At 59.5% G+C, this 26,993-nt stretch carries 29 protein-coding genes; 19 read left to right on the top strand and 10 right to left on the bottom strand.

The genetic code is table 11. The features are described 5' to 3' along the window. Positions 1–112: 112 nt before the first annotated feature. On the top strand, positions 113–586 hold the full coding sequence (locus L8F45_RS12380) for a hypothetical protein (RefSeq protein ID WP_342363164.1): 474 nt from the start codon (positions 113–115) through the stop codon (positions 584–586). 242 nt (positions 587–828) lie between these two features. On the opposite strand, the gene L8F45_RS12375 is transcribed toward L8F45_RS12380, so the two are convergent. The 3 genes from L8F45_RS12375 to L8F45_RS12365 form a co-directional block, all read right to left on the bottom strand. Next, a protein-coding gene (locus tag L8F45_RS12375; protein WP_342363163.1) for an IS5 family transposase occupies positions 829–1,580 on the bottom strand; the annotation gives its coding sequence in 2 pieces (ribosomal slippage) (positions 829–1,241 and positions 1,241–1,580; 753 coding nt in all). A 75-nt stretch (positions 1,581–1,655) separates the two neighbouring features. After that, positions 1,656–2,627 carry a phosphotriesterase family protein gene (locus L8F45_RS12370; RefSeq protein ID WP_342363433.1) on the bottom strand — a complete coding sequence of 324 codons (972 nt, stop codon included), beginning with the start codon at positions 2,625–2,627 and terminating at the stop codon, positions 1,656–1,658. A gap of 58 nt (positions 2,628–2,685) precedes the next feature. Next, complete coding sequence (locus L8F45_RS12365) at positions 2,686–4,131, bottom strand: aspartate aminotransferase family protein (protein WP_342363162.1); 1,446 nt, start codon at positions 4,129–4,131, stop codon at positions 2,686–2,688. Between L8F45_RS12365 and L8F45_RS12360 the strand changes: the two genes are divergently transcribed. Then, on the top strand, positions 4,115–4,906 hold the full coding sequence (locus tag L8F45_RS12360) for a TetR/AcrR family transcriptional regulator (protein ID WP_342363161.1): 792 nt from the start codon (positions 4,115–4,117) through the stop codon (positions 4,904–4,906). The two genes, L8F45_RS12365 and L8F45_RS12360, sit on opposite strands and share 17 nt — an antisense overlap. Before the next feature lie 15 nt (positions 4,907–4,921). Here L8F45_RS12360 and L8F45_RS12355 read toward each other — a convergent pair whose 3' ends face one another. Further along, positions 4,922–6,412, bottom strand: a complete 1,491-nt coding sequence (locus L8F45_RS12355) for an amidase (RefSeq protein WP_342363160.1) — start codon at positions 6,410–6,412, stop codon at positions 4,922–4,924. A 321-nt stretch (positions 6,413–6,733) separates the two neighbouring features. On the opposite strand from L8F45_RS12355, the gene L8F45_RS12350 reads away from it, so the two are divergent. The 5 genes from L8F45_RS12350 to L8F45_RS12330 all read left to right on the top strand — a co-directional run bounded on the left by L8F45_RS12350 (position 6,734) and on the right by L8F45_RS12330 (position 12,480). Next, positions 6,734–8,167 carry an ABC transporter substrate-binding protein gene (locus tag L8F45_RS12350; protein WP_342363159.1) on the top strand — a complete coding sequence of 478 codons (1,434 nt, stop codon included), beginning with the start codon at positions 6,734–6,736 and terminating at the stop codon, positions 8,165–8,167. 20 nt (positions 8,168–8,187) lie between these two features. Beyond that, positions 8,188–9,129 (top strand): ABC transporter permease, encoded by a 942-nt coding sequence (locus tag L8F45_RS12345; protein ID WP_342363432.1) that lies wholly within the window; start codon positions 8,188–8,190, stop codon positions 9,127–9,129. After that, a complete protein-coding gene (locus L8F45_RS12340) occupies positions 9,126–10,007 on the top strand; it encodes an ABC transporter permease (protein ID WP_425330002.1) in 882 nt (293 codons plus the stop codon). Before L8F45_RS12345 ends, L8F45_RS12340 begins: the two co-directional genes overlap by 4 nt. After that, positions 10,007–11,623: an ABC transporter ATP-binding protein gene (locus L8F45_RS12335; RefSeq protein ID WP_342363157.1), complete on the top strand. Its 1,617-nt coding sequence runs from the start codon at positions 10,007–10,009 to the stop codon at positions 11,621–11,623. The genes L8F45_RS12340 and L8F45_RS12335 overlap by 1 nt, the downstream gene beginning before the upstream one ends. 569 nt (positions 11,624–12,192) lie before the next feature. Beyond that, on the top strand, positions 12,193–12,480 hold the full coding sequence (locus L8F45_RS12330; RefSeq protein ID WP_342363156.1) for a winged helix-turn-helix domain-containing protein: 288 nt from the start codon (positions 12,193–12,195) through the stop codon (positions 12,478–12,480). Positions 12,481–12,609: 129 nt separating this feature from the next. Here L8F45_RS12330 and L8F45_RS12325 read toward each other — a convergent pair whose 3' ends face one another. The 4 genes from L8F45_RS12325 to L8F45_RS12310 all read right to left on the bottom strand — a co-directional run bounded on the left by L8F45_RS12325 (position 12,610) and on the right by L8F45_RS12310 (position 15,949). Beyond that, complete coding sequence (locus L8F45_RS12325; RefSeq protein ID WP_342363155.1) at positions 12,610–13,359, bottom strand: transporter substrate-binding domain-containing protein; 750 nt, start codon at positions 13,357–13,359, stop codon at positions 12,610–12,612. Between the two features lie 110 nt (positions 13,360–13,469). Beyond that, positions 13,470–14,237, bottom strand: a complete 768-nt coding sequence (locus L8F45_RS12320) for an aldolase/citrate lyase family protein (protein WP_342363154.1) — start codon at positions 14,235–14,237, stop codon at positions 13,470–13,472. Between the two features lie 8 nt (positions 14,238–14,245). After that, positions 14,246–15,028, bottom strand: a complete 783-nt coding sequence (hpaH, locus tag L8F45_RS12315; RefSeq protein WP_342363431.1) for a 2-oxo-hept-4-ene-1,7-dioate hydratase — start codon at positions 15,026–15,028, stop codon at positions 14,246–14,248. 27 nt (positions 15,029–15,055) lie between these two features. Further along, positions 15,056–15,949, bottom strand: coding sequence for a dioxygenase family protein (locus tag L8F45_RS12310; protein WP_342363153.1), 894 nt, complete (start codon positions 15,947–15,949; stop codon positions 15,056–15,058). Between the two features lie 240 nt (positions 15,950–16,189). Here L8F45_RS12310 and L8F45_RS12305 point away from each other — a divergent pair, with 240 nt between their 5' ends. The 10 genes from L8F45_RS12305 (at position 16,190) to L8F45_RS12260 (ending at position 23,741) form a co-directional block, all read left to right on the top strand. After that, entirely contained in the window at positions 16,190–16,921 is a 732-nt protein-coding gene (locus L8F45_RS12305) for a GntR family transcriptional regulator (RefSeq protein ID WP_342363152.1), read from the top strand. Then, entirely contained in the window at positions 16,918–17,751 is an 834-nt protein-coding gene (locus tag L8F45_RS12300; RefSeq protein WP_342363430.1) for a sugar phosphate isomerase/epimerase family protein, read from the top strand. The genes L8F45_RS12305 and L8F45_RS12300 overlap by 4 nt, the downstream gene beginning before the upstream one ends. 77 nt (positions 17,752–17,828) lie before the next feature. Continuing rightward, entirely contained in the window at positions 17,829–18,497 is a 669-nt protein-coding gene (locus L8F45_RS12295; RefSeq protein ID WP_342363151.1) for an amino acid ABC transporter permease, read from the top strand. A 9-nt stretch (positions 18,498–18,506) separates the two neighbouring features. Beyond that, positions 18,507–19,148, top strand: coding sequence for an amino acid ABC transporter permease (locus L8F45_RS12290; RefSeq protein WP_342363150.1), 642 nt, complete (start codon positions 18,507–18,509; stop codon positions 19,146–19,148). A 34-nt stretch (positions 19,149–19,182) separates the two neighbouring features. Then, positions 19,183–20,022, top strand: a complete 840-nt coding sequence (locus tag L8F45_RS12285) for a transporter substrate-binding domain-containing protein (RefSeq protein WP_342363149.1) — start codon at positions 19,183–19,185, stop codon at positions 20,020–20,022. A 22-nt stretch (positions 20,023–20,044) separates the two neighbouring features. Beyond that, positions 20,045–20,803 (top strand): amino acid ABC transporter ATP-binding protein, encoded by a 759-nt coding sequence (locus L8F45_RS12280; protein ID WP_342363148.1) that lies wholly within the window; start codon positions 20,045–20,047, stop codon positions 20,801–20,803. 44 nt (positions 20,804–20,847) lie between these two features. Continuing rightward, positions 20,848–21,300: a type II 3-dehydroquinate dehydratase gene (locus L8F45_RS12275; RefSeq protein WP_342363147.1), complete on the top strand. Its 453-nt coding sequence runs from the start codon at positions 20,848–20,850 to the stop codon at positions 21,298–21,300. Between the two features lie 86 nt (positions 21,301–21,386). After that, positions 21,387–21,836 (top strand): type II 3-dehydroquinate dehydratase, encoded by a 450-nt coding sequence (aroQ, locus tag L8F45_RS12270; RefSeq protein WP_342363146.1) that lies wholly within the window; start codon positions 21,387–21,389, stop codon positions 21,834–21,836. 2 nt (positions 21,837–21,838) lie between these two features. Further along, on the top strand, positions 21,839–22,897 hold the full coding sequence (locus L8F45_RS12265) for a Gfo/Idh/MocA family protein (protein WP_342363145.1): 1,059 nt from the start codon (positions 21,839–21,841) through the stop codon (positions 22,895–22,897). Between the two features lie 10 nt (positions 22,898–22,907). Then, complete coding sequence (locus L8F45_RS12260) at positions 22,908–23,741, top strand: shikimate dehydrogenase family protein (RefSeq protein WP_342363144.1); 834 nt, start codon at positions 22,908–22,910, stop codon at positions 23,739–23,741. Positions 23,742–23,759: 18 nt separating this feature from the next. Here the strand turns inward: L8F45_RS12260 and L8F45_RS12255 are convergent, their stop codons facing one another. Together L8F45_RS12255 and L8F45_RS12250 are read right to left on the bottom strand one after the other, a co-directional pair. Beyond that, positions 23,760–24,524: an IclR family transcriptional regulator gene (locus tag L8F45_RS12255; protein WP_342363143.1), complete on the bottom strand. Its 765-nt coding sequence runs from the start codon at positions 24,522–24,524 to the stop codon at positions 23,760–23,762. After that, positions 24,517–25,305, bottom strand: coding sequence for an IclR family transcriptional regulator (locus L8F45_RS12250; RefSeq protein WP_342363142.1), 789 nt, complete (start codon positions 25,303–25,305; stop codon positions 24,517–24,519). Before L8F45_RS12250 ends, L8F45_RS12255 begins: the two co-directional genes overlap by 8 nt. Positions 25,306–25,531: 226 nt before the next feature. On the opposite strand from L8F45_RS12250, the gene L8F45_RS12245 reads away from it, so the two are divergent. After that, positions 25,532–26,275 carry a shikimate dehydrogenase family protein gene (locus L8F45_RS12245; protein WP_342363141.1) on the top strand — a complete coding sequence of 248 codons (744 nt, stop codon included), beginning with the start codon at positions 25,532–25,534 and terminating at the stop codon, positions 26,273–26,275. Positions 26,276–26,322: 47 nt separating this feature from the next. Further along, positions 26,323–26,991 (top strand): amino acid ABC transporter permease, encoded by a 669-nt coding sequence (locus L8F45_RS12240; protein ID WP_342363140.1) that lies wholly within the window; start codon positions 26,323–26,325, stop codon positions 26,989–26,991. The last annotated feature ends 2 nt before the right edge of the window (positions 26,992–26,993 follow it).

Here is a 26,993-nt window from a genome sequence, read left to right as displayed (position 1 = left end):
GGAAGCAAACACCAGTCTTGGGCCGCGTGAGCCTTCTGTCGCGAATTTGTGCTATATGGGAGAGCCGCGACCAAACATGTGAGAAGTTGGGATGCCTCAGCCAACTGGCAACATGATCAAAAAGGTCGTTGGTTTCGAGCAACCCACGCTCGACGCCGTCGACGCTTGGCGCGCTCACCTATGCCCCCTTCCGGACCAACGTGAGGCGATCCGTCAGCTGGTCGTTTTGGGTCTCGCCTCGGCCAGGGCGGCACGAGACCAAGACGTCGCCGATCGAAAGAATTTAGGGGTCGGTCGCAGCATGAACGCCCGCGCTAGTTTCGATCAATCCCATCGCGAGGAAGTGGACCGCGTGGGGCGCCTCAGCAACGTCAGCGGTCGTAAGGCCGTCGCCTCGACCAGCGGCGCGGAGCGCCAGCTCGAACGCGCCGAGGCGCGGAAGGCGATCGAGATGCCGGACGTGCAGTCGGGTAAGCGCGCCAAACCAGATCAGTTAACTCGCGAACAGGCCAGGCGCGACTACGACGCGGCGCGGAATGCCGGCGCGGCGCGGGCGAAAGATCTCGCAGTTGCGGCGGTCAAATAACACTTGGCCAGCGTTGACGCGCCTGACGAGGAAAAGCTCGCACGCAAGCGTAAACTGGTCGCGCCGCCAGTCACGGACGAGATCAAGAAGCCGAAGTAATTAATGCCTGTTTCAAGCAGATGCTACCAGTTGGCCAGCGGGACGAGATATCTCCGCGACGAGAGGAAGTTCCATGAAAAAGGGTGGATCGAGCGACGGCGCGGCAGAGGTGGTTGTTCCACTATGGTCGCGACTCATAAAATCTACCACGCGACGGCGGCGACGAGGCAAATGGATGCGAGGAAATTTCTGGCCCGTCTGTCGTAGCGAGTGGCGATGCGGCGAAAATCCTTGAGGCGGCAGAAGGCGTTCTCGATGCGGTGTCGCTGTTTGTAAGACATTCTGTCGAAGGTGAATGGTTGTTTGCGGTTCGACTTGTTGGGAATAACAGCTCTGGATCCGCGCTGCTTGAGCCAGCTCCGCAATTCGGCGCTGTCGTAGGCCTTGTCGCCGAGCAGCTTTCTGGCCGGCTTGGCGCGACGGATCAAGCGCTTCGCCGGCGGGCAATCGTGCGCTTCGCCACTGGTCAGAAGGATGGAAAGAAGACGGCCTTTAGCATCTGCGATTGCGTGGATTTTCGTATTTCGCCCGCCGCGCGAGCGGCCAATTGCCTGCTTTTGCTCCCCCCCTTTCCGCCCGACGCCGAGCGGTGAGCCTTGATATGGGTCGAGTCGATCATTTGGGTTTCCGTCGATCGACCGCGCGCGGCAAGCTTGCGGAACAGCCTTTCCCATACGCCGCGTTCCGCCCAACGAACAAAGCGATTGTAGATCGTTGTTGGCGGGCCGTACTCGGGCGGGCAGTCACACCATCGGCAGCCGCTTTTGAGGACGTGCAGGATGCCACTGATCACCCGGCGATCGTCAACACGATCCTTTCCGCGCACATCAGTCGGCAGGTGCGGCTCAATTTGAGCCCACTGATCATCGCTCAGCCAAAACAGATTGGATCGCATCGTCTCTGCCTTCAAATCATACGGCAGAGAATCAACAACTGATTCAACTCGCAAGGGTTTTATTGAGTACGCACCCTAGACGAACGTCAGCAATCGTCGAGGGTTCTGGACGATGATGGCATCAATTTCGGCTTCGCTGAACCCGCGACGGCGCATCAGCGGCAGAATATTCGCAAAAATATGCTGATAGCCGTGGCCGCCATAGCGGATGAGACGGGTGCGCGTGCAGATGTCGTGGCTAATCAGTACCCGATCGAGATGACCATGCGCGATCAACGTTCGAATCCAGCGAAGCCGCATGTCGTCATTGGGCAGTTCGACATCCGGCGCGGGAAAGTAACCGCTCTCCCAGCCGAACAGATCGAATTCGATGACGCAGCCTGTGTCCGCTAGCCGCAGCAGCCGGCCCGCGTCGAAGATCGTCCGGTCGATATGGCTGAGAATCAGTCGGTCGATCGGCGCGCCCGAGGTTCTGACGAAGTCGACGACCTCCTGCGGCTGATCCGCGTGACGTCCCGGGTGAACATTGAGCGCCGCGCCGGTTTCAGCCTGCGCGATCAGCGCGCCGCGCATTACACGCTTTTCCTGATCGGTCCATGGCGATTGACAGCCAATTTCACCAATGATCCCGGCGCGGATTGATGTCCCCCATGCACCCTCGGTGATCTGTGCAATGATCTCGGCCGCGAAATCGTCGCTGGATCGGTCGGCGTTGGCATGGTCCTGATACTCGTGAACGTAATGTCCGCAGCCCATTACAATATGCGCGCCTGAAGCCCGCGCGATTTCCACGAGTCCTCCAGGATCTGGCTTCAGTCCGCCAACGGTCAATTCGACCAAGGTTTGACCGCCGGCCGCGCGCATTTCAGCGAGTTCGCGCGCAGCGACGGATTTTTGATCAAGACGAAAGTTGAGCCGATTATAGACTTGGCCCTGGCGAATCTTGAAACAGTTGCAGATGTCGATCTCGCCTTCCGTCGCCTCGCTCGCCCAAAACCCGTGACGCGCGCCGGGAGGGTTGAGATCAATGATGAGATGCTCATGCATCAGGGCCGGCCCAACATCCGCCGGATCAATCAGTCCAAGGACGGTCTGAACGTTCCCCTTAAAGGGTGAGTTGCTCATGGTTCACATGCTCGCAGACGAGGCTGCGCGGCGAGGCGGACGGATCATCCGCGTTTGCTAACTGGAAAAGCGCCGCGCGCCGATCGACAAAACCACGGAGAGCCTCCAGGAACATCGCCGTTTCGTCGTCACCGATTGGAAACGACAGCGCGATCAGGCCACGCGCGGCGATATAGACGCCTCGCTCCGCGAGATCGAAGAACAGCAGTTTCCGCCACAACTCGATGCTTCCGAGATGCGGCTTCGGATGGATGTTCATCAATGAACCAAGTCCCGTCACATAAAACGGTGCACCGAGGGACTCGAACACATTATTCATCTGATCGCGGAAGACGTCGCCTCGCTGATTCACGGAAGCGAGATTCTCGGGTGTGAGGAGCGTGCTGACGGCTGCGGCGCCGGCCGCCATCGTCAGCGTGTTATTGTTGAATGTGCCGGCATGCGTCAACGCGTTCGGACGGCGCGGATCGAACAACGCCATGATGTCGCGTCGTCCGCCGAAACAGCCGAAGGCGAGCCCGCCGCCAAAGAATTTGCCGATCGTCGTCATATCCGGGATGACGCCAATCTGCGCCTGCCGACCGCCTTCCGACAGTCGCGATGTCTGGATTTCGTCAAAGATCAGCACCGCGCCTACATCGTCCGCGGCGTCGCGAAGCAACGCGAGAAACTCGCATGTCGCGGGAACGCACCCGCCTGCGCCCAGCATTGGCTCGACCAGAATAGCGGCGAGATCGGAGCGGTGCGCATCAATCAACTCCATTGCTGCCGCGAGGTCGTTATAGGGCGCAACAAGAAACTGATGGGGAACCGTAACTGGCGATCCGCCCTTGGGAAAAGTGAGGACGCCGCCATGATAGCCGTTCTCGAAAACGAGAATCTTGCGTCTTCCAGTGAACGCTACGGCGGCCGCCAGCGCCATCAGGTTGGCTTCGGTTCCGGAATTGGTAAAGCGGAGCAGGTCCATGGACGGGAACCGCGCACAAATCAGCGCCGACAATCGGCCTTCGATCTGGTTATGTGATGAGAGGTTGATGCCGTCATCGAGAGCGGTCTTGATCGCCGCTATCAAGGCCGGCGGCGAGTGTCCGAAAATGCCTGCCGTAAATTCGCCGAGGAAATCAATGTATTCGTGACCGTCGACATCGGTCAGCCTGCAACCGGAGCCGCGAACCATGCAGAGCGGAAACGGGTCGTGATAGAGCGAACTGCGTGTATTGCCGCCGGGCATAGCGTCTGCCGCTGCGAGGAGGCGCTCCTGACTGCGCGGGTTCCTTTTGATGTAATCCGCGCGCGCGATAGCGAATGCGTCCACGACAGAGAACGGTGCAAGTGAGACCGAGGAGGACTGAGCCAATGCGCCGTATCCTGTACAATGTACAACGATTTTCTTGTACGATATACAAGCAGTGGCGCGCAAGGACAAATCGGTGCAAATCAAAAGACGAGCCGGCGATGACGACGCGGCCGTGAGCAGCAGAGGCGATCAATTGTCAAAGACGCGCAAGGCAAAGAGGGGCTCCGTCGCCGGGCAAGGATTGAGCAAGGAGATCGTGCTTCAGGCCGCGCTCAACCTGATCGACAAACATGGGCTCGACGGCTTCAGCATGCGTGTCCTCGCCCAGGATCTCGATGTCTATCCAACAGCGATCTACTGGTATGTTGCCAACAAAAATGCGCTCCTGGCGGAGGTGGTCGGCCTTGCGCTGAATGCTCTCATGCCATCGGCGCCGCCCCGCGACTGGGAACGGTTTTTGACCGAACTCTTCCAGCGATATCGCGCCGCCATCCGGAAGCATCCTAACATCGCGCCGCTGATAGGCGCGCAACTGGTCTCCAACGCCGGCGTCGATTTTGGGTTGGTGGACAGAATTGTCGAGGCGTTGAGTGAGGCTGGATTTTCAGGAGACGGCTTGCTAAGCGCGTTCGACGTGGTGATCGCGTCTATGGTTGGCTTCGTCACCATGGAGTTCGCCAATCTCCCCGCCGAGGATGCGTCGCGTTGGGCCGATGCGATGCGGGAGAAGATTGACGCAATCGATGAGAGTTCCTTTCCGCATCTTCACCGTTACAAGCGGAAATTTGCGAATCGGCACTTCATGCTGCGCTGGGAGAGTGGCGTAACCGTTCCCCTCGACCACAGCTTCAACGCTTATGTCGAAGCTGCCCTTAACGGCCTCAAGCAGCTTCGCCGTGTTTGATCACACGATTTAGGCTCAGCCGAAATCCTTGAATCCCTCCATCGCCGAAATCGGCTGCGCCGCAGCGAGTTTTTCAATCGATGGCAGGGGCCGCGCCAGCCTGTTGTCGCCGGCGAATTCACGCTCCAGCGCCAGCGCGACGGACAGCACCTGCGCATCGCCGCCGCGCGGGCCGATGATCTGCAATCCGAACGGCATGCCGGCCTTGTCGAGGCCGACAGGCAGCGACAGCGTGGGATGGCCGGCGAGCGTGACGGCGTAGGCCAGCGCCAGCCAATGGAAGTAGGTGCGCGTCGGCTTGCCGTCGATCTCGGTGGGATAAAGCTCGCGCCACGGGCGCGGGCTGATCGTCACGGAAGGCGCGAGCAGAATATCATAGCGCGTGAAGAACTCCTGCCAGCGGCGATAGAGCGCCGTCTGCAACGCAAACGCGTCGGCGACATTGGCGGCAGAATAGCGAAGACCTTCCTCGATATTCGCGCGCACGTTCGGGCCGAACATCTCGGGCCGCTCATTCATGAGCTTGCGGTGACGGCCGAGGAAGAGAACCGCGCGCAGCACCTCGAAGGCTTCGTCCGCGCCCGAACAGTCGGGCGTCGCCTCGTCGAGTTTCGCAAACAGCGAGCCGAAGAGGCCGACTTTTTCCTTCAGCGTGTCCGCGATCAGTTTTTCCGTCGGCGCGAAGCCGAAATCCGGCGTCGACGCCACGCGCAATCGCGAGAGGTCAGCGGGACGCAGCGAAGCGTACATCGAGAAATCGCGCGGCGCGCCTGAGATGGCCGGGCTCAGCGGATCGCGCGCATCCTGCGAGGCCATGGCCGACAGCATGAGCGCGGCATCGGCGACCGTGCGCGCCATCGGACCCAGCGTCGAGAGCTGGATCCAGGCCATGTCGCGCTTCTCGCCAGGCACCAGCCCCGGCGTCGGGCGGAAGCCGACCACGCCGCAGAAACCGGCGGGATTGCGCAGCGAGCCGCCGGTGTCGGAGCCGGTCGCGATCGGAACCATGCCGGCCGCCAGCGCCGCCGCCGAGCCGCCTGACGATCCCGCCGCCGACCGCGTGGGATCGAAGGGATTGCCGGTCGCGCCATAGACGACGTTGCGGGTGTTCGCGCCCGCGCCCCATTCCGGCGTGTTGGTCTTGCCGATGACGATCGCGCCCGCCCTGCGCAGCGACGCCACAGCGCCGGTATCGTCTGTCGCAACATTGTCAGCGAAGAGCGGGCTGCCATAGGTGGTCGGCAGGCCGCTGGCGTCGATCAGGTCCTTCACGCCGAGCGGCAGACCATGCAGCGGCCCGAGCGTTTCGCCCTTCATCACCTGCGCCTCGCTCAGGCGCGCGGCCGCGCGCGCGCCGTCGAAATCGCGCGCCACCATGGCGTTGATCGCGGGATCGACAGCCTCGATGCGACGGATGCAGCTTTCGACAAGCTCGACCGGCGAGAGGCGCTTCGCCCCTATCAGCGCGCGCGCATCGACGGCGGAGAGATCGCAAAGGTCAGTCATCCCGAAAATCCTTCCTGACGGCCGCAGACGACGCAAGCGCTGCTGTCAACATCTCGAAGCCTGAAATTGGAGCAACCAGCGCCCATACAATCGACTTGTGTCAGCTTATTGTACATCGTACAAGGTAAGCGATCGGGTGAGCAGGACTGAGCGACGAACGGGAGCGGCGCTATGGAGTGCGGAGAATTCGTACGAAAGGCTGTGGCCGCGTTGCTGCCGGCGATCATTGGCTTCTCATCGTCGGCTCTGGCGGCCTCAACGTTGAAATTTGTGCCCTCGGCAGATGTTCAGTCCGTCGATCCGCTGTCTAATACGACAACGGTGACGCGCAATTTTGGCTATCTCGTCTTCGACACGCTCTTTGCGATGGACGCCGACATGCGGCCCCAGCCGCAGATGGTGAAGTCCTACGATCTGAGCGCTGATGGTCTGACCTACGCCTTCACGTTGAGGGACGGCTTGAAATGGCATGACGGCGCGCCGGTCAAAGCGGAGGACTGCGTCGCTTCGTTGTTGCGCTGGTGGCAGAAAGATCAGATGGGGCAGCGCATCAAGGCGCGCGCCGTTTCGCTTGAGACGATCGACGACAAGACGTTTCGGCTCGTTCTCAAGGAGCCTTTCGGCCTGACGATCGACGCTCTGGCGCAGATGGACGTCTATGTGCCGTTTATAATGCCGAAGCGCATCGCTGAAACGCCACCCAGCAAGGTGATCAACGAAGTTGTCGGCTCCGGGCCGTTCAAATTCGTCGCCAAGGAGTGGCAGCCCGGCGCGAAGCTCGTTTTTGAAAAGAACGCGGACTATGTGTCGCGGCCGGAACCAATGTCTGGATTATCGGGAGGCAAGACGCCCAAGCTCGACCGCATCGAGTGGATCATCATCAAAGATCCGCAGACGCAGGTTTCAGCGCTCGCCGCTGGCGAGATCGACATGATTGAACGCGTGCCGTTCGATCTTTTGCCCATGATCAAGGAAACGCCGAAGCTGAAGATTGAGGCGCTGAGCACCTATGGCGATCAGCTCATGCTTCGCATGAATCACAAGATGCCACCGTTCGACAAGCAGGAGGTCCGCCAGGCGGTCGAGATCGCCCAAGATCAGAAAACTTATATGGAGGCGGTTGTCGGCGCGCCTGACGGCTATCAACTCTGCAACTCCATTTTCACCTGTGGTTCGGGCTATGCGACGGAGGTCGGAACGCAGCTGCTCGCCAAGGGCGATAAAGCCAAGGCGCGCGAACTTCTGATCAAAGGTGGATACGCCGGCCAGAAGGTCGTCATCTTGCAGCCGACCGACAATCCGATCTTCTCGACGGCGTCGCTGGTGGCGGCGCAGACCCTCCGTCAGATTGGCATGAATGTGGAGGTGCAGGCGATGGACTGGCCGACCCTTCAGCAAAGACGCGCCAAGGACGCGCCGCTCGATCAGGGCGGCTGGAGCCTGTTTTTCACGTCAGGCCCCGGTGTCGCCATCGCCTCGCCGCTAACCAATCCGCTCTTGCCCGCCTCTTGCGAAAAGGCCTGGGCAGGTTGGCCGTGCGACAGCGAAGCGGAACGGCTCATGGACGCGTTCGTCAAAGCGCCAGGGGCGGCCCAGCGCAAGGAATTGGCTGCCGCCGTCCAGACGCGGTCTCTGGAAATCGTGACCTATATTCCGCTTGGCCAGATGAATTACACCACAGGCTACCGGGATGTCGTGAAGGGCGTGCGCAAGGCCGCGTTCTTCACCTTCTGGGGCGTCTCGATCGATCGGTGACGAAAGGCCGACGAACCGACATGTTCTCCTTTCTCGCCCGACGTCTGGCGTCGACCATCCCGGTTCTGCTGGTCGTCGGCGTCTTTATCTTTCTTCTTCTGCGGCTGAGCCCCGGCGACCCTGCTACCGTTCTCGCCGGCGATCAGGCGACGCCTGAACAGATCGAAGCGGTGCGACGTAATCTCGGCCTCGATCAATCGCTGCTGATTCAGTTTTTTGGCTGGCTGAAACGGGTACTCGCTGGCGATCTTGGTCAGTCACTTTTCTCCAACATCGCCGTTATGGATCTCGTCTTGCAACGCCTAGGTCCGACCATCGCGCTGGCGCTTGCCACCATCGCACTCGCGGTCTTGATCGGCGTGCCGCTTGGCGTGCTCGCAGCATGGAAAGTGGGACGCTGGCCAGATCAACTCGTCATGGCGATTGCGTCGGCTGGTTTTTCGATTCCGCTGTTCATTTTCGCATTTGGCCTGATTTGGCTGTTCGGCCTCAAACTTCGTTGGCTGCCCGTGCAAGGTTATTCGCCGCCTTCCGCGGGCGTCGGTCCCTTTCTCGCTAGCCTTGTACTTCCCGCGGTCGCGCTCTCGGTTGTATATCTTGCGCTGATCGCGCGGATCACGCGCGCTACCATAGTCGAACTGCTGAACGACGATTTTATCCGCACAGCGGAGGCGAAGGGCGCATCTCACAGCCGCATCATGATCAAGCACGCGTTACGCAACGCGGCCGTTCCGATTCTGACCGTGGTTGGCGTGAGCTTCTCGATGTTGCTTGGCGGCGTGGTCGTCACCGAGAACATCTTCAATATCCCTGGCGTCGGGCGTCTTGTCGCCGACGCGATTCTCAAGCGCGATTATCCGATCGTGCAAGGCGTCGTGCTGCTCTTCGCCGGATTCTATGTTGTTCTCAATCTGGTGATCGATTTGTGTTACGCCGCTCTCGATCCAAGGGTTCGACTGTGACGGCTGGCGTCGCGCCCTCTCTGTCTCCAGTGCGAGTTATAGCTCCGCCTTCGCTGCTGCGACGCATCGGCCGCCAGCCCGGCGCTGCGATCGGAGCGGTCGTCCTCTTGCTGTTCGTCGTTGCGGCGATTTTCGCCCCCCTCATCACGGGCCATGATCCGACTCTGCTCGATCCGCTGGCGCGGATGAAGCCGCCAACGGGCGATCACCTTTTCGGCACCGATCGTCTTGGCCGCGACATCTTCAGCCGCACAATTTACAGCGCGCGCATCTCGCTCAGCGTGGCCAGCGCCACGACGGTGCTGGCGCTCCTCGCCGGCGCTGCGCTCGGAATGATTGCAGGTTACGTGCGCGCGTTCGATGCGCTGATCATGCGGATCATGGACGGCGTCAACGCCATTCCCGCCGTTCTTCTCGGCATCGCCCTCATGGTGCTGTCCGGCGGCGCCTGGATCACGCTTGTCATTGCCATCGCGCTGCCGAAGACACCGGCGGTGGTCCGGCTCATTCGCAGCGTCGTGCTGACTGTTCGCGAAGAACCTTACATCGAGGCGGCGATCGCGCTCGGAACGTCAACGCCGCGCATTCTCGCGCGCCATGTGCTGCGCAACGTGATCGCGCCGATGATCGTGATCGGGAGCTACGTTGCTGCGTCCGCTATTATGGCCGAGGCCATGTTGAGCTTTCTCGGCGCCGGCACGCCGCCGGAGATTCCAAGCTGGGGCAACATGATCACCGAGAATCGCGCCGTGTTTCAGATTGCGCCTTGGGGCGTGTTCTTCCCGTCGATTTTTCTTGGGGTTGCCGTCTGGTCAGTTAACCTTGTGGGCGATGGCCTACGCGACATGCTCGATCCGCGCCTCGCGAAGGGTTTGTGATGGCCGCGCTAGTCTTGGAAGTAACGAATCTGTCCGTCCGTTTGCCCTCAGGCGCCGACAGGCTGCATGCGATCGAGAATGCGACATTCGCCGTCGGTGCAGGCGAGATCGTTTGCGTCGTCGGCGAGTCCGGCTCCGGCAAGTCGGTGACCTCGTTCGCCGTTATGGGCCTCCTGCCGCAAACGCTGCGCCAGAATGTGAGCGGGTCCATCAAGCTCTGTGGCGAGGAGCTGGTAGGCGCCGCCCCTGACCGGCTGCGCGCGCTACGCGGCGCGCGCATGTCGATGATCTTTCAGGAGCCGATGACGGCGCTCAATCCGATGGCGCGCGTCGGCGATCAGATCGCGGAAGTGATGACGATCCATGGACGGCGCGCCGGCAGTCGCAAGCGCGTGCTGGAGCTGATGGAGAGCATGCGCTTGCCCGATCCTGCGAAGCACGCGCGCGCTTATCCGCACCAGCTTTCCGGCGGCCAACGGCAGCGCGTGATGATCGCCATGGCGCTCGCGCTCGGTCCGGCGCTCCTTATCGCCGACGAGCCTACCACGGCGCTCGACGTCACAACGCAGGCGCAGATCCTGAAGCTGATCAAAGATCTGCGTCAGAATCATCAGGCTGGCGTCTTGTTCATCACTCATGACATTGGAGTCGTCGCCGACATCGCGGACCGCGTGGTCGTCATGCAGTCGGGCCGGGTCGTCGAGCAGGGGCCGGCGAGTCAAGTTTTGTACAGTCCCGCCCATCCGTATACCGCGGCTCTCATCGCGGCTATTCCTTCATTCACGCCGCCTGAGCGGCCGCCAGCGCCACAGCGCGAGAAAATCGTCTGCGCCGAAAATATCGCAAAATCATACGGCGGGGGATGGTTTGGGAAAGGGCGCCGGGTCGAGGCGCTAAAGGCGTCGAACCTAACGCTCGCGCGTGGCGAAACCTTGGGCGTCGTCGGCGAATCCGGATCAGGGAAGTCGACGCTTGCGCGCGTCATCGCGCGTCTGATCGAGCCAAGCACCGGCGCAATCCACATCAATGACACGGACATCGCAGGCTTGACCGGCGCTCACTTGCAGCCGTTTCGCAAGCAAATCCAGATCGTGTTCCAGGACCCGAGTAGATCGCTCAATCCACGCCTACGCGTTGGCGATTCGCTGACCGAGGGGCCGCTGAACTTCGGGATGGCCCGCTCTACGGCGCTCGCGAAGGCGCGCGAGGTAGCTCCTCTCGTCGGTCTGAGTGCGCAGTCGCTCGATCGCTATCCGCATGAATTCTCCGGAGGGCAGAGACAGCGGCTCTGCATCGCGCGCGCGTTGATGATGGAGCCACAATTGCTCGTGGCTGATGAAGCGGTGTCGGCGCTCGATATGTCCGTGCAGAAGCAAGTGCTTGAGCTTCTCGACGATGTCCGCCGCAAGTTCAATCTCGCGATCTTGTTCATCACCCATGACCTGCGCGTTGCAGCGCAGATCTGCGACAGAATCGCCGTGATGCGCCAGGGCGAGATTGTCGAGATGGGCGAGACAAAGACAATTTTTTCGCACCCCGCGCATCAATATACACGTGAGCTAATGGAAGCGGTGCCTGGCAGAAAATCTCATCTGGTAACGCGAGTTGGTGTGTAAGGTCGATTTGCGTGCTCCGCCGGGTGAGCGGCGTTGAGGCTCATCGTCGTTGCTGAAGTTGCGCGCGCGAGATGGACGCACGCGACCGCCAAAAAAGTTGGCCGAAAAGGTCACGCAATAATTTCGGGTCGCAGAACAGAAGCTTGGTTTTGCGGAGGAATGCGAATTTTGCCGGGGTGCTTGCGCGATGGAGCCGGAATCCTCGCCACATAGAACTTTGAAAAGAAAAGGTCCGCCGCGAGGCGGCGGACCCAAGTCGCACCGAATTGGCTATCGGAGCTCATTCGGCGCGCCTCCGGCTGGGAGGAAGCCGGAGAAACTGCAGCCACGATCTAGGCGAGCGCGCACCCGCCATAAAATCCGACAAGGTCGGATCAATCATTGTTCGCGCTCGGCGAGAGAGTAAGGCATTGTTCGAGGCGTCGCCGCGGGGCGGGCGCGCCGAAGCCGCTACGGCAGGCGCTCTGCCGCGGGGAGGGTGGTTTCATTGCTGGTTCGGGCAGACAATGAGTCTTTTCTCCGCTACCCTGCGAAGAGACAGGACCTCTCCGTGCGGGGACTGCGGAGCGATGTCGAGCACCAGGGCCGAGCAGATTTGTCGGTTTGGGGGCTTCACCCTTGATCTTGGCGAGGGACTTCTTCGCCGGGGAGACGAATCCGCGTTCCTCAGGCCGAAGTCGCATGCGCTGCTGCTGCACCTTGCCCGCAATTCCGGGAGGGTCGTTCCAAAAGCGGATGTCATGGATGTCGTCTCGCCGAACGTCTATGTCACCGAGGATTCGCTGACCCAGTCGGTTCGGGAAATTCGCAAAGCCTTGGGCGACAATCTCGTCCGCACCGTGTCGAAGCGCGGCTAGCCGACTTCGCCGAAATCGCTAGCACGTCAGGTTGTTCAAGCAGGAGGTCGCGCCGACAGGTTCTAGCCCAGCCTTGTCTCCCGGGCCTCGCTCCGCACGTTTTGAATGCTGCAGGCGGTCACACGCCCATCAAGCTTCCGGGACGCTCAGACCTTGCACGCCGTATTTGCGGATTAAATCGGCGACAAAACCGTTCGTCCGGGCAAGATCAATTAACTTGCTCAAGTGTCCGATCGCGGCCGCCTTTGCTTTCGGAACTCCGACCGCTTGCTGGACGGCCGTGAAGCGTCCTTCGAGAATTTTTGATCCGGGGACCAGCTTCTGATCTTCGAGAAGTTTAGGACGCAGCCCGGCGAGCGCATCTAATTTGTCGTCCAGGAAGCTCGAAAAGCTGCTCTCAAAACCGTCAAACAAGACCAACGCCGCATATTTAATGTTGCGCTCGAGCCAAAGACAGTACGCTGTCCTATCTTTCACGGCGACCCGAGTGCCGATCTTGTCTACCTCGCCAATCGTCTTGATCGCTGAATTGGGCTGCACAAGAAAGCTGGCCTCAATCTGCGAATACGCAGGCGTGAAACGGATCGTCTCGGCTCGCTGCGGCTCTGCACCGATCAGTGCGATATCCCATTCGTCCTTTGATGCTGCATCAGCGAGGAGGCCCGGCGACTGATACGTGACAAGCTTGACCGGCAGATTCAAACTTTCCGCTATGGCGCGCGCGAGATCAGGAGAGACGCCAGCTGGGCTCCCATCCGGCGTTTTTCCGGAGACCAACAGCGAGTTTGAGAGATTGATGCCTGCGCGCAGGGTTCCCGAAGGCGCCAATGCCCGCTTCGCCTCGTCAGCCAGGGGCTCGGTGACAAAATTGAATGCCATAGATAGCTCCTCGGCCGCGAGACACGGCCGCGACCCTCGCACGGGCCTCGGAAGTGCCAGTAAGCTTGTATGCCCCGATCGTGCGCGAGCGGAGCGTTGCCGTATTGCCGTTAGACCGCTTTGAACTGACGTGCGCTCGTTTCGGCACCCCGGGCAAGTATACCGGCATCGATTGCAACTGCGGTGAAAATCGTACCGAGTTCGATGCAGCGCTTTGCAAAGGCTCCGTCGGGCGTCAAGATTCCGGCTGGCTTTCCGATTGCGCGCAGCCGGCGAACAGCTTGCTCGACAGCCGCGACGACCTCAGGATGGCTTGCTTCGCCGATGTGGCCAAGGCTGGCTGCAAGATCAGCGGGGCCGATGAAAACACCATCGACGCCGTCAACAGCCGCAATCGCTTCGACTTGGTTCAAAGCTTCACGCGTTTCTACTTGGACCAGCAAGCAAAGCTCGTCGGCTGCGCGTTTTCCGTATCCGGCTACGCGACCGAACCGCGTGGCGCGCGTCAGTCCAGAAACGCCGCGAATACCGCTGGGTGGATAACGCGTCGCAGCAACAGCTGCGCGCGCCTCGCTTGCGTCCTGCACGTAGGGAATGAGCAGTGTTTGCGCGCCAAGATCAAGGAATCGTTTGATGAGGACAGCATCGTTGCTTGCCGGGCGAACCACCGCGGAGACATCGTAAGCGGCGACAGCCTGTAGCTGTGCGAGAACCGTAAGCGGGTCGCCGGGCGAATGCTCGGTGTCGAATAGCAGCCAGTCAAAGCCGGCGCCCGCGACCGCCTCAGCCGCATAACTCCCCGGCAGGCTGCACCAAAGGCCGATTTGTTGCCGGCTCTCGAATAGCGCTTTTTTAAAACGATTGATCGGAAGATCCATGGTGCGTCTCAGACAAACGAGACGCCAATTGCGCCAAGCGGCCCATAATCCGCATGAATCACGTCGCCTTTTTTGATGTCGACCGGACGCGTGAACGAACCGCCAAGGACAATTTGGCCTTTTTTCAGCATCGCGTCGACGCCCGACAGTTTATTGACAAGCCAAGCGATGCCTGCAGCGGGATGGCCCATGATCGCAGCCGAGACGCCTGACTCTTCAATGATGCCATTCTGCGAGAGTGTCGCGCCAATCCAACGAACATCGACATCGAAGGGTCGCACCGTGCGGCCGCCAACGACGATCGCCCCGAATGCGGCGTTGTCTGCAATTGTGTCGACGATCGCGCGCGGTACCTCCGTGCGGTAGTCGATGATCTCTAGCGCCGGTGTCACAAATTCAGTGGCGCGCATCACGTCGTGGACGCGGCACCCGGGGCCTTGAAGATCTTCCCCCATGACGAAGGCGAGCTCGACTTCAAGGCGCGGCTTAATGAAATTCTCGGTTTTGATCTGCGCACCATCGTTATAGAGCGCATCATCAAGAATGCGGCCGTAGTCAGGCTCAGTGATTTTCGATGCCATTTGCATGGCGCGCGACGTCAGACCGATCTTGTGTCCAACGACGCGCGCGCCCTTCGCGATACGCGCTTCTGCCCATAAATCTTGTACGCGGTAGGCGTCGGCAAGTTCCATGTTCGGAAACATTTTGGAGAGTTGCACGCAGGGGACGCGCTCGCGCTCTGCCTTCAGAATTGCTTCGGCGCCTCGTTTGCGATCATCTTCCGTCAGCACAGCCAGTCCTTCCAATCACTCAATTCATCACTTGATCGGCGGTTTTGGGAGAACCGCTTCGCCGGCTTCCATGACGTAGGTATAGTCGAGGGAGTACCACGGCGTTTCTACGCCTGGCGCTGTCGGATGCGGCTCGTCGTGCCGCACAAAATCGCCAAGTAGCGCTTTCGTCACGCCAAACTGGACATCAGTGTCGATGTTCGGATCATTTGGATCGTAGACTTGAGAAATAAGCACCTTGAAGCCGGGCTTAAAAATGAGCCCGTGAAGGTGCGCTGGCCGCATAGGGTGCCGCCCCTGCGCTTTTAGCAATCTACCGACGACGCCGTCTGTCGGGATTGGGTAGCCCGCCATCATCACAGATTGAAACCAGAACCGTCCCTCAGCGTCGGTCGTAAATTTACCTCTCAGGTTCATCTCCGCCTGCTCGGGATCTTGGTTTTCGTAAAGACCGACCGGGGAGGAATGCCAGATATCAACGTCAGCGCCTGCGATCGGCTGGCCGCCGTGATCAACAACCCGCGCATTCACAAATAATGGATTCCCCGGTGTATCGGATCGGACAATGCTTCCGCCATTGGGAACGCGCGGCGAATTCAACCGCCAAAAAGGACCAAGAAGCGACTGGGACGTTTCCGTATTTCCGCGATCGCCGTTGTTCAAAAGGCATACGAGAGACGACACGCCGAGCGAGCCTGCCATAAGCACAAATTCGTTGTGGCTGTCAGACGCGAGTGCGCCAATTTCATTGAGAATTGCGGTTGCCTCGCGGAATTCCGCTTCGGTCAACCGGACGTCCCGCACGAAGCCATGCAGATGCGTGATGAGCGAGCTCATGATCTCGCGAAGACGTGGGTCGTGCGTGCGCTGCATGACGCTGAGTACCGCCGGTGTGACGTCCTGCTGACGCTCGATGACCATGGACGCTCCCGCTGACCAGATGCGCGCTTATTCAAAATAATCGATCATATGTCAACGTGGTAGGCAAAGTTCTGATCCTTTCTTATGCTATCATATTGATTTTATGAATGTTTAGCATTTTTAGCGACCAGATGCCCGATAAGTTGACAGTGAATAATCGTTTATTTAAGACGCCCGCGGAGATTGGGGGCAGTTGTCTTGACCTCACCAAACGACACCGGCAGGCCAAGGGCGGCAACTTTGGACGCGGAAGCGGACGAAGGCGTCGAAGGGGCGGGCGACTCATGGCAGTCGGCTTTGATTGACGACGGCAAGTACACCATCGCCAGCCAACTTGCTGATCGGCTACGCGAAGCCATCGTCTCAGGCCAACTGGAGCCGGGCGCCAAGATCAACCTCCACCGCGCCCGTGAGACGTTCAGCATCTCGCTGAGCCCCCTTCGGGAGGCGCTTGCGCGGCTTATCCCCGACGGCCTCGTGACGTTCGAGGATAATCGGGGATACCGCGTTGCTGCCGTTTCAGTATCGAATTTGCGCGAGATCACGCTTCTGCGCGAGGAATTCGAGACATTGGCCCTGCGCCAAGCCATCGCACTCGCGCCGCCGGAGTGGGAGCGTGATGTCATGCGCGCGCTGCATCAGCTCAACCGAGCAGAGCGCAATCCAGCCGATCCGGCCACGTTAGAGCGCTGGGAGGCGCTGCATAGCGAGTTCCATCTAACTCTCTTGCAGGGCTGCCAAATGCCGCTGCTGCTCGGATTCTGCAATACGCTCCTCAACCTCAACGACCGCTACCGTCGCAGCTTTCTAGTGCGCACCTCGGGCGATCGAAATGTGACCATGGAACACAGCGAAATCGCACAAGGCGCCGTCGCGCGCGATCCCGATTTCGCGTGCGAGCGCCTTCGCGAACATATTCACCGCACCGGAACCAACCTCGCGCGGCACCTCGCGGACAAGATCGCGCCATGACGAGCAATCACATCGCGCTCGGTATTGCGCACTTCACCTGCATCGACGTGCCGCCGGTCGAATTTGTCCATGTCGCCCATGACGCAGGGTACGCGCGCGTTGGCCTACGGCTCGTCCCGGCATTTCCCAGCGCGCCTTACTATACTGTCCCGCCCGGAAGCTCCGACATGCGAGCGCTCAAGAACGCGCTTACGTCGACAGGACTTAGTGTCTACGACATCGAGTTCGCCGTCGTCGACGCAACGTTTTCGCTTGAAAACATCGAGGCCGCGCTGGATGCGGCGGCTGAATTGGGCGCCAAGCGCCTGAGCGTATGCGGCGATGACGCCGTCGAAGAACGCCTCGCCCTGAACCTCTCCAAGCTCTGCGAGCGCGCCGCACAGGCAGCGATCGCTGTCGATATCGAGATCATGCCATGGCGTAGTGTCGGATCTTTGAGCACCGCGCTTCGGGTGGCGAGCGCTGTGCAGCAGCATAATATTGGCCTGCTCATCGACGCCCTGCATCTCACGCGATCAGGTGCGTCGCCGGCCGAACTAAAACGGGTTGCGCCGACGCTGATTCAACACGTCCAATTATGCGATGCGCCCGCTGTGCGGCCGCCCGACAATGCAGCGCTCATCGCTGAAGCGCGTGGCGGCCGGCTGCTACCGGGAGAGGGTAGGCTGCCCTTGCACGTTCTTCTCGCTCAGACACCGCGGCATGCAACGCTTTCAGTCGAAGTTCCAAATAATGGCGCGCCGCCGCGCGAACACGCAAAGCGCGTTTTTGACGCGGCGATGCGAGAGATTCAAGCGCAACAGGCGATCAGCTCGCCCGGCGCCGCTTAGAAAAGCTGAGACATTGTCAACAGACGCGGCTGCGCGGATCGACCCACAAAGAAGGGCGACCGTTTCCGGAGGGGGCGATGAATTATAAGGTCGACTTTTCGCCTGTCATCGAAGGCATGCCGGAGCTCTTGTGGGGCTGTCTGGGAACGCTTCTGCTTGCGATAACCGGCATGGCGCTTGCGCTGGTCATCGGGATCGGCGGCGTCATCCTGCGGGATGCCAGCTTCGTACCCGCGCGCTGGCTTATTAAAACGTTTGTTGAGCTCATTCGCAACACGCCGTTTCTTGTCCAGATTTACTTCGTGTTTTTCGCTCTCCCGCTCGTTGGTATTCGCCTTAGCCCCACGCCAACGGCAATTATTGCGCTGGGGCTCAACGGCGGCGCTTATGCGATCGAAATCATTCGCGGCGGCGTGCAATCAATTCATAGGGGTCAGGTAGAAGCGGGCTTAGCGCTTGGTCTTCATAAGCGAGACGTCTTTCGATTCATCGTGCTCCGGCCCGCGATGCGCGCAGTCTTTCCCTCGCTAACTGGCCAATTCATTATGCTCACGCTCACTACGAGTATCGCATCCGCGATCGCAGCGTATGAGCTCACCTCGGTTGCTAAACTGATCGAGAACGCGTCCTTCCGAAGCTTTGAAGTCTACGGAACGATCACGATCCTCTACCTCCTCATGTCATGGATGATGATGAAGTTCTTCTCACTCATCTCATGGCGCTATTTTAGCTATCCCGTGAAGTAGGAGTTGACGATGGGCGAGCCCGAACTCCTCTTCCTTCTTAAAGGCCTTCGGTGGACGGTCATTTTGTCGGCCATCGGATTTGTCGGTGGCGGCGTCGCCGGCTTAGCTGTCGCGCTCGCGCGCACATCTGAAATAAAATGGCTTGAACGCGCAACTGGTAGCTACATCAGCCTCTTTCAAGGCACGCCGCTGCTGATGCAGCTCTTCGTCGTGTACTACGCGCTTGCGCTCGTCGGGCTTGATCTTGAAGCGTGGCAGGCTGTCGCGATTGGCTTCACGCTAAATGCAAGCGCCTTTCTCGGCGATATCTGGCGCGGCTCGATCGAGGCGATCCCGCGGGGGCAAACCGAAGCCGCCCGGGCGCTTAGTCTCAGCTACGTCTCGCGTATGAAGGATGTCATTCTGCCGCAGGCTATCCGCATTTCATTGCCGGCGACCGTTGGCTTTCTTGTCCAGCTTATCAAGGGAACGTCCCTCGCATCGATCGTAGGCTTCGCGGAGCTTACGCGGTCCGGCAACATCGTTTCAAACCAAACTTTCAAACCACTACTCGTCTTCGGAATCGTCGGCGCGATGTACTTCGTCCTCTGCTGGCCGTTGTCGCTGCTCGGTTCCTGGCTCGAACGTCGGCTCGCCGCACCGACGCGATGATCTCGCGGCTAGCATGTGAATGGGAGAAAAGCTTATGGAGAAAGTGAATAAACCAAGCCGGCGCTCAGTTATCGCCTCGGCCGCAGCCGCATGCGTTGCCATGCCGGCGCTCATTACGGGACAGGCATTCGCCATCACGCCTGATGAGATCAAAAAGCGCGGCAAGGTTATTATCGGCATTCAAGGCGACAATCCGCCGTGGGGCTTTGTCAACAGCACGGGAAAACAAGAAGGCCTTGATGCTGATATCGGCGAGCTCTATGCGAAAGAACTTGGCGTTCAGGCGCAATTTATGCCGCTTGAGGTTGCCAACCGAATTCCCGCGCTAACCTCCGGCCGGGTTGACGTGCTGTTTGCCACCATGGCGATGCTTCCCGAACGCGCCAAGGCGGTGCAGTACAGCAAGCCATACGTCGCAAACCAGATCGTTTTGGTCGCGCCGAAGAATGTCGAGATCAAGACGAATGCCGATATGGCAAAGGTTTCGATCGCTGTCGCGCGCGCCGCGACGCAAGATTCTGAAGTTACAAAATACGCGCCGCCCGGCACCAACATTCTCCGCTTCGACAACGATGCGGCCTCAATTCAGGCAGTCCTCTCCGGTCAGGCGCAGGCGGTGGGCGGCAATATCTTCTACATGCGCCGTTTCGAAGAGGCGAAGCCGGGCGTCTACGAAGAGAAGCTCGTGTTCACAAGCATTTACAACGGTGCCTGCACTCGTCTCGGCGAGAAGGAAATCAATGCATCGCTTAACGCGTTCATCGACAAGATAAAGGCGAGCGGTGACCTCAAGAAGATTACTGACAAGTGGATGCAGGCTGCGCAGCCGCCGATGCCCGACAAAGTCGACGGCGTCAGCTTCGTCGCAAGCTAAGAAAACGAGCGGGAGCAAAGCTATGGCCGTGGCGCAGAACACGACGCAAGACCTGATTTCGATGCAGGACGTCGACAAGTGGTATGGCGGCTTCCATGCTCTCAAAAGCGTGAACCTTAAGGTCCGCAAAGGCGAGAAGATCGTTCTTTGCGGACCTTCGGGATCCGGAAAGTCCACTCTAATTCGCTGTATCAACCATCTCGAGACCGTTCAGAAGGGCCGCATCGTCGTGGATGGCACCGCGCTCGACGATAGCGCTGCAGCGGTTGACGCCGTACGCCGGGAAGTTGGCATGGTTTTCCAGAGCTTCAACCTCTTTCCGCATATGACCGTTCTACAAAACTGCACCCTCGCGCCGATGCGCGTGCGCCGTATGAGCAAAGCGGATGCTGAAGCGTCCGCTCGCAAGTATCTTGAACGCGTTCGAATTGGTGAACAGGCGAATAAATATCCAGCGCAGCTCTCTGGCGGCCAGCAGCAACGCGTTGCGATCGCGCGTGCGCTTTGCATGGAGCCAAAGGTCATGCTGTTTGATGAGCCCACATCGGCCCTCGACCCTGAGATGGTGAAAGAGGTGCTCGATACGATGATTGGGCTCGCGCGAGATGGCATGACGATGGTGTGTGTCACGCACGAAATGGGTTTCGCAAGGCAAGTAGCCGACCGCGTAATTTTCATGGCCGATGGTGAAATTCTTGAGGCGGCGGAGCCAGATACGTTCTTTCGCAATCCGCAGCACGCGCGTGCGCGAACCTTTCTTGGTGAGATCCTTCGCCACTGACGGAGCTTCGGTTTCACCTACAGCCAGACATGAGAGCCGATCAGATGCAAGCGCCACTTATTTTTGTGCTCAACGGCCCCAACCTGAATCTCTTGGGCGAACGCGAGCCGCACATCTACGGCTCAACAACGCTGGCGGAGATCAACGAGCGTTGCCGCGTTCGCGCGGAACAACGTGGCCTCAAAGTCGAATTCCGGCAGACGAACTTCGAGGGCGCTCTGATTGAAAGCATTCACGAGGCGCGGAAGGTCGCTGCGGGGATTATCATCAATCCTGCAGGCTTAACGTTTACGTCGATCGCGCTTCTCGATGCCCTGAAGATGTTCGATGGCCCGAAGATCGAACTTCATATCAGCAATGTCCATAAGCGCGAGGAGATCTACCATCGTTCACTCGTCTCGCGTACGGCAACCGCAGTGATGGCGGGCCTCGGCGCGAGTGGCTACGAGATCGCCATTGATGCGATGCGAATGCTCATTGATGAGAAGAGGGTTTGACCTCGCCGAATGCCCGCCACGCAGTCGTTATCGTCGCGTGGTAGCGCCGCTAGCTTCCTATCCACCGTGCCTTTTGAGAAAGCCAAATGACCCGTCTTGTCTTTGTCCTGAATGGTCCCAATCTGAACCTGCTCGGCCAACGCCAACCTCATATTTATGGCCATGAAACGTTGGCCGATGTCGAAGCTGACTGCCGGCGCATCGCGCAGGAGCTTCGACTCGAGCTCCGTTTTCATCAGTCAAATCGGGAATACGAGGTAATCGACTGGATTCACGAAGCGCGTGAAAGCGCGGCCGGTATTGTCATCAACCCGGCCGCGTTTACGCATACATCGGTCGCCATTCTTGATGCGCTCAATACGTTCGAAGGCACGGTGATTGAGTGCCATATTTCGAATGTCCATAAGCGCGAAGCGTTCCGGCATCATTCGTATGTCTCGTTGCGGGCGGACGGCGTTATCGCCGGGTTTGGCACGCAGGGATATCAACTCGCGCTACGCCGCGTGGCGAAATTGCTCGACGAAAAGGCGAACTAATCATGACGAACAAGTCACCGGTACGGTTGGCAGTCGTTGGCGCGGGCTTGATCGGCAAGCGCCACGCGGAGCACGTTGCACGGGAAGACGCGGCTGTCCTGTCGGTCGTGGTTGACCCTTCCGATGTTGGTCGCGATTTGGCGGCGCGGCTCGGCGCAAAATGGCATCGAAGCATCGCCGATATGATCCGTGATGATCGGCCGGAAGGGGTCATCATCGCAACGCCCAATCAGATGCACGTTGTGAACGGGCTGGAAGTGATCGACGTGGGGATCCCGGCGATCGTGGAAAAGCCGCTCGCTGACGATCTCGCCGGTGCGGAAAAGCTCGTACGAACCGCTGACGCCAAACATGTTCCGCTGCTGGTTGGGCATCACCGGCGTTACAATCCGATGATCGCGAAAGCGAAAGAAATTCTCGATGCAGGGTGGTTAGGGCGCGTTCTCACCCTACACGGCCAGTTCTGGCTGATGAAGCCTGATGACTACTTCGATATAGCTTGGCGGCGAGAGAAGGGCGCAGGTCCGATCCTCCTCAATCTCATCCATGACATCGACTTGTTTCGATATCTCTGCGGCGAAGTTGTTGCCGTTAACGCAGCAAGTTCGAATGCGGTAAGGGGACATGCGGTAGAAGAGACCGCGGTCATCCTGCTCCAGTTTGCCAGTGGCGTCCTCGGGACGGTCAACGTTTCAGACAGTGTCGTTGGACCTTGGAGCTGGGAGCAAACGACCGGCGAGAATCCGGCTTACCCGCGCCAAGATCAGTCGTGCTATCAGATCGGCGGCACGCATGGCTCGCTTTCGATCCCGCAGTTGGAAGTCTGGAGCAATCGTGACGTCCGTAGCTGGCTTGAGCCCCTGCAGCGCGAAAGGGTTCCCTTCACCCCGGAAGATCCGCTTAGCCTTCAGGTTCGGCATTTTTGCGATGTGATCAGGAATGGCGCGCAGCCTATCGCCTCTGGGCGCGAGGGTCTTGCCACGCTGCAAGTCATCGACGCGGTGGAGCGATCGGCGCGAACAGGTCAGCAAATCCGGCTTCCAGGCATCGGGCTCAGCTAAGGGGCCAATCGTGATTAGCGGGACGACGAAGATTATCGGACATCTGGGCTTTCCAACGGAAAGCTTTCGTGCGCCAATGATTTACAACCCTTACTTCGAACGGGAAGCCATCGATGCGGTCGTTGTGCCGCTAGGCTGCCGTAGCGAGGACTACCCTGAATTCATGAAGCTCTTTTTTCGCTTGTCAAATTCGCACGGCGCTCTTGTCACGATGCCGCATAAAGTCACGACAGCGGCGATAGTCGACACTCTGTCTCCTGTGGCTGCTATTGCTGGTTCGTGCAACGCTATCCGGCGCGATGGGGACGGGCGTTTGATAGGCGAGATGTTTGACGGAGAGGGCTTTGTTCGTGGAATGCTACGAAAGGGCCACGCCATTCAAGGTCGCCGGGCGTTGGTCGTTGGTTCAGGCGGCGTTGGCTCAGCCATTGCCGCCTCATTGGCCCAGGCAGGCGCTTCGATGCTAGGACTTTTTGATGCTGAGGGGGCCGTTGCGAATGGGCTCGGGGCGCGTCTTTTGGCGCACTATCCAGCACTCCAAATCAAAACCGGATTGAACGACCCGGCCGGATTCGACATTGTCGTTAACGCTACGCCGCTTGGCATGCGTGACGGCGATCCGCTTCCGGTAGATGTCTCGCGCATCGCCGCGACCACGTTCGTCGGTGAGGTGGTCATGAAGCGAGAGGTGACAGCCTTCCTCGCGGCGGCACGCGAACGCGGATGTTCTACACAAGTTGGAACGGATATGCTTTTTGAGCAGATACCGGCGTATCTGGAGTTTTTTGGCTTTCCTTCTACCACGGCAGACGATCTAAGATCGGTTGCGAAGTTGAGCATGTGATGGTCGGTGCGGGCGCGGTTACTGACCGGCAAAGAGTGGCGACGCCGCCGAAGCGGCGGCCAATTCGCCCGCCGTTCCAATCAGCCAGCTGGCCATTTCCTCCACGCGGGCGTCGTTCATGCGGATAGTTGGTCCGGCGATACTCACCGTGCCCATCGGCGCCGCTCCATCCTTTTTACGGATTGGCGCCGCAATCGCCGACATCCCGGTCTGATATCGCTCTGAGACGAAGGCAAAACCGCGTTCACGCGCAATTGTGAGTTCATGCATAAGCTTGCCGCGCGCAGCTTGGTCGTGCGCAAGCGCATCCGGCTGACGGTCGAGCAGGTCAAGAATCTCCCGTTCCGTCAAACAGGCAAGCCAAGCTTGACCATTCGCTGTTGTAGTTAGGTTGACCGGCGCGCTCACGTCAGGATTATACATAAGGCCCGTATGCGAGCCCTGCGCCTTGGCAACCCACCTAAGGCGGTGGCCTTCGCGGATCGCAAGGCGCACAAGTTCGCCGGATCGCTTAGCGAGATCGTCCAGAATTGGCTGCACAAGATCGGTGATGCCGCTTGCGCCCAGAAAAGCGAGGCCGATGGCTGCGAGCTTGAGCCGAAGGGCGTAGGACTGGTCGTCCGCTGTTAGCTTCACATAGTCGCTTTGCACCAGCTCTTGCAGCAACCGCTCTGTCGCAGCGAGCGGGATGCTCAGCCGCGCAGATATTGCCTGGGCCGCCAAACCGGTCGGATATTGCGCGAGGAGTTCAACAATGGCGATAGAGCGCAATCGGCTAGACATGGTGTGATCCGCTCATGGCGCCGAAAAAGATCGGTAGCGCCGAGCCGACGCTGGCGACTTTCCGGGCGGTCTCGATCAGAGTTGGCGCGATTTGCTCCAGCTGTGCGTCGGTCATTCGAAAGGAGGGGCCGGCGACGCTGATCGTCCCAATTGGCGTACGGCGTGTGGGGGGAATGATCGGCGTCGCGACCGCCGACGTGCCGGCCTCGTACGTCTCGAAGATTTTCGCATAGCCCTGCTTTCGCGCGGCACGCAGGATGGCGACAAGCTCCTTGATCGTCTTTGGCGCATTGGGCCCATAGCCGTCGCGGTCGAATCCCTGACGCGCAACCAGCTGAAGCGCTCTCTCTTCACTTAAGCAAGAAAGCCACGCATGGCCGTTTGAGGTGGCCGGCAAATAAACCTCCGATCCTTCATCCGGATTGTAGAGGAGACCCCGCTTGGCCCCTTGAGCCTTGGCAATGCGCAAAAGCCTGTCTCCGTCCACAGCCGCGAGAACAACAAGCTCACCGGTCGCTTCCGCCAACTCGTCGATCAGCGGAAGCACATGCTCCGTGGCCCCGGCGGCGGTGAGATAGCTAAGGCCGTACGACACAATCTTTGCTGTCAGGCGATAAGCGCCGCCATCGTATTCTTGGCGAACAAGGCCTTCATCGCGCAGGTCAGCGAGCAACCGGTGGGTCGCGCTCCGGGGAATAGCCAGCGCGTCGGAGATTTCCGCCAGCGCCGCCCCGCCGGCGCGGCCCGCCAAGAATTCCACAATGCCGAGGGCACGGTCCATCACTGCCTCCAACTGGGACACTATTCCAAATGGAATGTGCTGTCAGCCGTTGACAAGACTGGAATACAATCCGTATTGGAATGCATTCCATTTTTGAAGCTTGCGTGGCGGCGGGCTTCTGATCGGCTCGGCCGAGCAACCGGAGACACACCGCGTGGAGACCGACGCGTCCCAAATCCCGTGTCCTACCGGCGCGACGCGCCTGTTTGCGGTGGTCGGGTATCCCGTGGAGCAGGTGAAGGCTCCAAGCTTGATGAACCGGATGTTTAGCGAGCACAGGGCCGATGCGGTGCTCGTCCCGGTCAAAGCGTCGCCGGCGCATCTCAACACTGTCGTCGAGGGGCTGAAAGCAATCGCCAATCTCGACGGGATTCTCGTAACTGTGCCTCATAAATTTGCGGTTTGTGACCTTGTCGACCGGCTCGAGCCTAACGCGGCCCGAGCGCAATCAGCGAATGTATTGCGACGCGAAGCGGACGGGTCATGGGTAGCGGAAAATTTCGATGGCGAAGGATTTGTCGCGGGCCTGCTTGCTGCTGGGCACACGGTCGCCGGGAGAACTGTCGCGCTAGTTGGGGCGGGCGGTGCGGGCGTTTCTCTCGCCTTTGCGCTCCTGAATGCCGGTGCGGCGAAACTTTATATAACCGACACCGCCGACCAGCGAATGGATGACCTTGCGGCGCGCCTCGGACATATGTGGCCGGGCCGAGCGCAAGCAACTGCAACTCCCGCCATCGTCGATGCGACAATCGCGATCAACGCTACGCCGCTCGGCCTTGCAACAAGCGATCCAATTCCCTTCGATCCAAGCCAAGCGCCGCGCAATTCCGTCATCGCCGATATCATCATGACACCCGCCGAAACCGCGCTCCTCAAGGCAGCTCGGGATGCAGGGCTGACCACTCATCCGGGCATTCACATGCTCGAGCAACAGCTCGAACTCTACAGACGCTTCTTCAGGATTTCTTAGAGGATTGCACAAGCGGCGGAAACAAGCCGCGGTGCGAAGGGGAGAAAATGACCTATCAGTTCGACTTCGCCGTGCTTGCTCCCTACTGGCTGCAATTTTTGCGCGGCTGCGGACTGACGATCCTGCTTGCGAGCTGCGCGATTGCGATTGGCCTTGTCATTGGAATTCTCACCGCGCTTGCGAAGAAAAGTTCGTCGCGACCGCTGCGGCTTGCCGCCGAAGCCTATATCGAGCTTATCCGCAACACGCCTTTTCTGGTGCAAGCGTTTTTCATCTTTTTCGGATTGCCAACGCTCGGTCTTAGCCTCCAGCCGTGGAGCGCCGCGATTGTCGCGCTCAGTCTCAATTGCGGAGCGTTTGCCGCAGAAGTCATTCGTGGCGGCATCGACGCCATCCCGCGTGGTCAATTCGAAGCTGGCACAGCGCTTGGCCTCGCGCGCATGCAGATATTTCGCTACGTCGTACTCAAGCCGGCGCTACGCATCATCTATCCCGCTCTTTCCGGCCAATTCATTCTCGCGCTGCTCACAACAAGCATCGTGTCGTCAATCTCGGCGGAGGAACTCACGGCGATTGCGCAATCGATTGATACGGTGACGTTTCGGAGTTTCGAGATTTATATCATCGCGACCGCTCTTTACCTTGCTATGTCGATCGCATTCGCCTTTCTCTTCAAGGCGATCGACCGCACCTATTTCTCGTATCCGGTGAAGTAGGC

Source organism: Terrirubrum flagellatum (assembly GCF_022059845.1).
Lineage (GTDB): Bacteria > Pseudomonadota > Alphaproteobacteria > Rhizobiales > Beijerinckiaceae > Terrirubrum > Terrirubrum flagellatum.
This window is presented reverse-complemented; position numbering and strand designations above follow the sequence as displayed.

What these genes read in the sequence shown, in the direction of transcription:
- L8F45_RS12380 (WP_342363164.1), top strand. Translation starts at nt 113, where the DNA reads ATGATCAAAAAGGTCGTTGGTTTCGAGCAACCCACGCTCGACGCCGTC.
- L8F45_RS12370 (WP_342363433.1), bottom strand. Translation starts at nt 2,627, where the DNA reads ATGCATGAGCATCTCATCATTGATCTCAACCCTCCCGGCGCGCGTCAC.
- L8F45_RS12355 (WP_342363160.1), bottom strand. Translation starts at nt 6,412, where the DNA reads ATGACTGACCTTTGCGATCTCTCCGCCGTCGATGCGCGCGCGCTGATA.
- L8F45_RS12345 (WP_342363432.1), top strand. Translation starts at nt 8,188, where the DNA reads ATGTTCTCCTTTCTCGCCCGACGTCTGGCGTCGACCATCCCGGTTCTG.
- L8F45_RS12335 (WP_342363157.1), top strand. Translation starts at nt 10,007, where the DNA reads ATGGCCGCGCTAGTCTTGGAAGTAACGAATCTGTCCGTCCGTTTGCCC.
- L8F45_RS12330 (WP_342363156.1), top strand. Translation starts at nt 12,193, where the DNA reads ATGTCGAGCACCAGGGCCGAGCAGATTTGTCGGTTTGGGGGCTTCACC.
- L8F45_RS12325 (WP_342363155.1), bottom strand. Translation starts at nt 13,359, where the DNA reads ATGGCATTCAATTTTGTCACCGAGCCCCTGGCTGACGAGGCGAAGCGG.
- L8F45_RS12320 (WP_342363154.1), bottom strand. Translation starts at nt 14,237, where the DNA reads ATGGATCTTCCGATCAATCGTTTTAAAAAAGCGCTATTCGAGAGCCGG.
- L8F45_RS12310 (WP_342363153.1), bottom strand. Translation starts at nt 15,949, where the DNA reads ATGGTCATCGAGCGTCAGCAGGACGTCACACCGGCGGTACTCAGCGTC.
- L8F45_RS12300 (WP_342363430.1), top strand. Translation starts at nt 16,918, where the DNA reads ATGACGAGCAATCACATCGCGCTCGGTATTGCGCACTTCACCTGCATC.
- L8F45_RS12295 (WP_342363151.1), top strand. Translation starts at nt 17,829, where the DNA reads ATGAATTATAAGGTCGACTTTTCGCCTGTCATCGAAGGCATGCCGGAG.
- L8F45_RS12290 (WP_342363150.1), top strand. Translation starts at nt 18,507, where the DNA reads ATGGGCGAGCCCGAACTCCTCTTCCTTCTTAAAGGCCTTCGGTGGACG.
- L8F45_RS12285 (WP_342363149.1), top strand. Translation starts at nt 19,183, where the DNA reads ATGGAGAAAGTGAATAAACCAAGCCGGCGCTCAGTTATCGCCTCGGCC.
- L8F45_RS12280 (WP_342363148.1), top strand. Translation starts at nt 20,045, where the DNA reads ATGGCCGTGGCGCAGAACACGACGCAAGACCTGATTTCGATGCAGGAC.
- L8F45_RS12275 (WP_342363147.1), top strand. Translation starts at nt 20,848, where the DNA reads ATGCAAGCGCCACTTATTTTTGTGCTCAACGGCCCCAACCTGAATCTC.
- aroQ (WP_342363146.1), top strand. Translation starts at nt 21,387, where the DNA reads ATGACCCGTCTTGTCTTTGTCCTGAATGGTCCCAATCTGAACCTGCTC.
- L8F45_RS12265 (WP_342363145.1), top strand. Translation starts at nt 21,839, where the DNA reads ATGACGAACAAGTCACCGGTACGGTTGGCAGTCGTTGGCGCGGGCTTG.
- L8F45_RS12255 (WP_342363143.1), bottom strand. Translation starts at nt 24,524, where the DNA reads ATGTCTAGCCGATTGCGCTCTATCGCCATTGTTGAACTCCTCGCGCAA.
- L8F45_RS12250 (WP_342363142.1), bottom strand. Translation starts at nt 25,305, where the DNA reads ATGGACCGTGCCCTCGGCATTGTGGAATTCTTGGCGGGCCGCGCCGGC.
- L8F45_RS12240 (WP_342363140.1), top strand. Translation starts at nt 26,323, where the DNA reads ATGACCTATCAGTTCGACTTCGCCGTGCTTGCTCCCTACTGGCTGCAA.